Here is a 252-nt window from a genome sequence, read left to right as displayed (position 1 = left end):
TGATGCGCGGGAGTTTTGGGTACGTGCCGAAGACCGCACCCGCGAAACCGCACGGTTGTATAACGAGCTTGGTTTGGCCGAATATGAAGCCATTGAGGCATTTGTTAAATGGAAATTTGAAGAATAAACATGTCACTAATAAAATCGATCTCGGGCATCCGGGGTACCATAGGGGGCGAGGCAGGTGAGGGCCTAACGCCGATAGATATTGTAAAGTTCACATCGGCTTATGGCAGCTGGGCGGTGAAGAAA

The 252-nt window shown here is 50.0% G+C and carries 1 pseudogene; it reads left to right on the top strand.

What is annotated here, in order from left to right:
* A pseudogene (locus EOD41_RS21125) lies at positions 1 to 127 on the top strand (PIG-L family deacetylase); the annotation flags it as partial.
* Positions 128 to 252: the final 125 nt, after the last annotated feature.

The organism is Mucilaginibacter limnophilus, from assembly GCF_004005815.1.
GTDB classification, from domain to species: Bacteria; Bacteroidota; Bacteroidia; order Sphingobacteriales; family Sphingobacteriaceae; genus Mucilaginibacter; species Mucilaginibacter limnophilus.
Note: the sequence above shows the minus strand (reverse complement) of the source record. Positions and strands in the feature narration are given on the sequence as shown.